We start from the raw sequence: 3,636 nt of genomic DNA on the forward strand, positions 1-3,636 counted from the left end.
GCTGCCCGTACTGCCTTAATTATTCGGTCATTGAAGGGGAGAACGATTTTGCGACGTTAGCCCCGCCGGAACTTCTTAGGCAATGGCATCCGACAAGAAATGCAAGGATCAGGCCGACGGAGATTGCGCCCCACTGCCCTAAGAGGGTTTGGTGGATCTGCCCAAAAGGGCATGAATGGAAAGCTTCCCCTGACAGTAGGCAGAGAAGCGCGGGGATCACACAGTGTCCATACTGTGCCGGTCAGCTAGCCCTGAAAGGTGAAACGGATTTGGAGACAAAATCCCCGGAACTGCTTGTTGACTTCAACTATGTGAGGAACCGGAAAAGCCCGGACAGAATCCATTGGGGCACGACTAAAAAGATATGGTGGAAATGCCATGCCTGTGGACATGAATGGCGGTGCCCGGTCGTAACCAGGACGAAGTACGGTAGCGTGTGTCCGAAATGCCGTGGGAATGGATAAGCCTATGTTGTGGTAAAAAAGCGGCTGGACTTTTGAAAATGAAGGTTCAGCCACATAAATTTACAAATATGGAAATCGTTATATTGCGTATCTTTGTATTTATGGTAATATATGATTGAACACTTACTTAGGGGGGCGATGCTATGGAAGCGGAGGAAATGCTTTTAGATTGTTTACAGAACGGTAGGCCGATATTGTTTTTGGGAGCAGGTTTTTCTTATAAAGCACTTAATCATAAAAATGAGATAATAGAGTTGGCTCCCGGATTAACCAAAAAGATTTATACTCAATTTTATGAAAAGAATAAACCAGTAGACATGCCAGATAATTATGTTTCCGGCGTTAGAGATTATGGTTTAAAAGATTTATGTACAACGATTAAAAGGGAATCGCTTAAGCGCAGGGAGGAACTGTATGATTTCTTGATAGATACTTTTAAGGGTTCACATCCAGATCCAAAGGGTAATTTTCATGAATTGCTCCAGAAATATCCATGGGAAAGAATATATACACTAAATATTGATGACCTTGTTGAAAATATCTATTCGGGATTTGAAGAGGATATATTAGTACAAAACGATAAAAGCATGAGAGACAATCCGGATGGATTGCTTGAGCTTTTTAAATTGCACGGATGTGTTAATAAGCGGGAGAATGGTTTTATTTTTAGCACTGACGAATACATTGCTGCGATTGATAATGCAGAGTTCAAATTAAAAGAGTTTGCAAATGACTATTATAAGAGTGATATTATATTTTTGGGCACTGAATTGGATGATGATGATATAGCTTATATATTGAATAATTATGTAACATCGGGATATGAGCACAATAAAAACTGTTTCTACATTTCACCATCGGTAAAACCGAAGTTGTTATCCCTGATTAAAGCTGATAAGAATAGCCATGTGATTTTTTGGGATACAGAAAAATTTTTAAAGTTTGCTGCTGATAATGCTGTGAAAAAACAGATTGATGAAGAAAACTTAAGATGTCTGCAATCCCGAGGGCTTAAGCTGGTTGATGACATCCTTAAACATAAAAATAAATATCATCAAATGGTATTATATTCAGGGTATCCGCCATTTTATGAAGAAATATTGGAAGGGTGGGATATTGCATATCCAAGGTATGAGGAAAAAAAAGAAGAACTATTAAGCACAACTAAAAGTACGGTTATTGCAGTACATGGAAAAATGTATGTTGGGAAGACCTGTTTAGCAAAGCGTATAATTGTGGATTTTTATAATAAAGGATATATTGCCTTAGAATTCAGGATGGAAAATGCCTTAGATTTTGAGATGTTATCGAAATACGTCCAGAGTCATGCAGAGAAAACAAGATTTGCAATTCTTGTCGAAGATGCGGCACAATTATACCACCGACTTTATGAGTTTATAGAATCGAAGGAGGTGGAACAATACTGCATTATTTTTGTTACCACTTCTAGTACTTTGCACCATGTATCAAAACGCCATGAATTGGTGTTGCATGACTACCAAGAATTATATGTAGATCCAAAATTAACGTATAGGTTTTCTCGTAATGCTTATGAGAAGTTAAGCGATAAAAACCATTTAGGCGTATTGTCCAAATATGCTGATACAGACACAGAAACGATTGCTTTTATCAAGCAACAAAAAGATATTATAAACTTGCTATACTTGCTGACTCATGGGAAAGGATTTCAAGAATATTTCGAGGATTACGTTAATAATATCGAAGCAGACAACAGAAGCTACGATTTGTTCTATAGTATAGCAATCTTTTCTTGCCTACAGATTGATGGGTATCCAAAAGAATTTTTTGTAAATATGCATAAGCAAGTACAAAAGAAGCGTTTTTTAAACGAGTTTGGGGAGATTGTCTATTTTACTGATAAAGATAGATTTCTAAAAATCCGATGTGGAGAATTAATAGAAAACATTGTATTAGCAAAAATGTCACAAGAGCAGATTATGGGATATATTAAGCGATGTGTCATGTATTTAAAAGGGATGTTTAATGAGAAGCTCGAAAATATTTGGAGTGATTATTTCCATTTGTTGACCAAAGAAAATCTATTGCGAAAAAAACTGAGGATAGATTATCAAATATTGCGAAAATTTTATATTGACATCGAAAGATCTTTTGATGACATAAGCTATTATTGGATGCAGAGAGCCATTTTAGAGCAACATTCGGAAAACTTTGATCAAGCGGAGATATTTATAAATAATGCCAAGAGAATAAGACCTGAGTCATACCAAGCCAAACATGCTTTGGCAAAGAACTGGATGGAGCGTGCGCTGAAAGAAATAAACGAAGGCGCATCGTATGGTACGGTTGCTTATTTATTTGAAGAAGGCGAAAAAGACATGATCAGCTTAATAAATAGTCCGCGATATAGTAGATCATTTTGTTATTCTGTACATGCATATTTAGATATGAAGATGAAGTATTGTAAAAAGCTCCGCAAATCTATTAGTGAAACAGAAACTGAAGAATTCGCAGCCTGGATTCTTAAAGGCCTACGACTAAGTAATGATAAGTATATGAATGATATAAAGGATCGCTTTATTGTTTTTGCCAGGAACTTGGGATATGATAGTTATGTTGGCGAGTTGCTCCGGCATAACGGAAGACACATGATTATTGAGGATATTGATGAATATCTTGTGTAGATATTGTTTGCCGTGATTTGGGCTATAAACATATTGTAGTGGAAAAGCATAAGGAACAATAAATTTGGATATTAGATATTAAAAAGGATTATCGCTGGAGTGTGATGATCCTTTTTAATTACAAGAAGGAATATATGATTCAAGTTACCATACCCGCTTATAGGAGCGGCAAAGGCAGAATGCAAATAGAACCATACCAGGTTTAGGACTGAATATTCAAAATATCATGGAAGTGGATAATTTCATGCTATAAATAGGAAACAGTTGAACTTTTTGGAAGGAAAGCTCAGCTGTTTTTTTATAAAAATATGAGGAAGGAAGGTAAAAATGAATGCAACGAAGAAAACAGGGTGATTTCTCCAAAAGAGAGAAAAGGGAAAGGAAGGTGATACTGTATGGCAAATATTTTAATTGTAAGTGAGAAACCGAGTGTTGGCAAGGCAATTGCTGGAGTGCTTAAGGTAAAGGGAAACGGAAAATATGATGGGTACATAGAGGGCTATTCTGAA

Annotated in this window: 2 protein-coding genes; both read left to right on the top strand. The window is 36.6% G+C overall.

Annotated features, from left to right (window positions below; all coding sequences use genetic code 11):
* Window positions 1–29 precede the first annotated feature (29 nt).
* Window positions 30–464: a zinc-ribbon domain-containing protein gene (locus QX565_RS20570; RefSeq protein ID WP_354003809.1), complete on the top strand. Its 435-nt coding sequence runs from the start codon at window positions 30–32 to the stop codon at window positions 462–464.
* Between the two features lie 143 nt (window positions 465–607).
* Window positions 608–3,127 (top strand): SIR2 family protein, encoded by a 2,520-nt coding sequence (locus QX565_RS00245; protein WP_289290534.1) that lies wholly within the window; start codon window positions 608–610, stop codon window positions 3,125–3,127.
* The last annotated feature ends 509 nt before the right edge of the window (window positions 3,128–3,636 follow it).

Origin of the sequence: Bacteroides sp. 41_26 (genome assembly GCF_949740115.1) — a bacterium.
Classification (GTDB): domain Bacteria; phylum Bacteroidota; class Bacteroidia; order Bacteroidales; family Bacteroidaceae; genus Bacteroides; species Bacteroides nordii.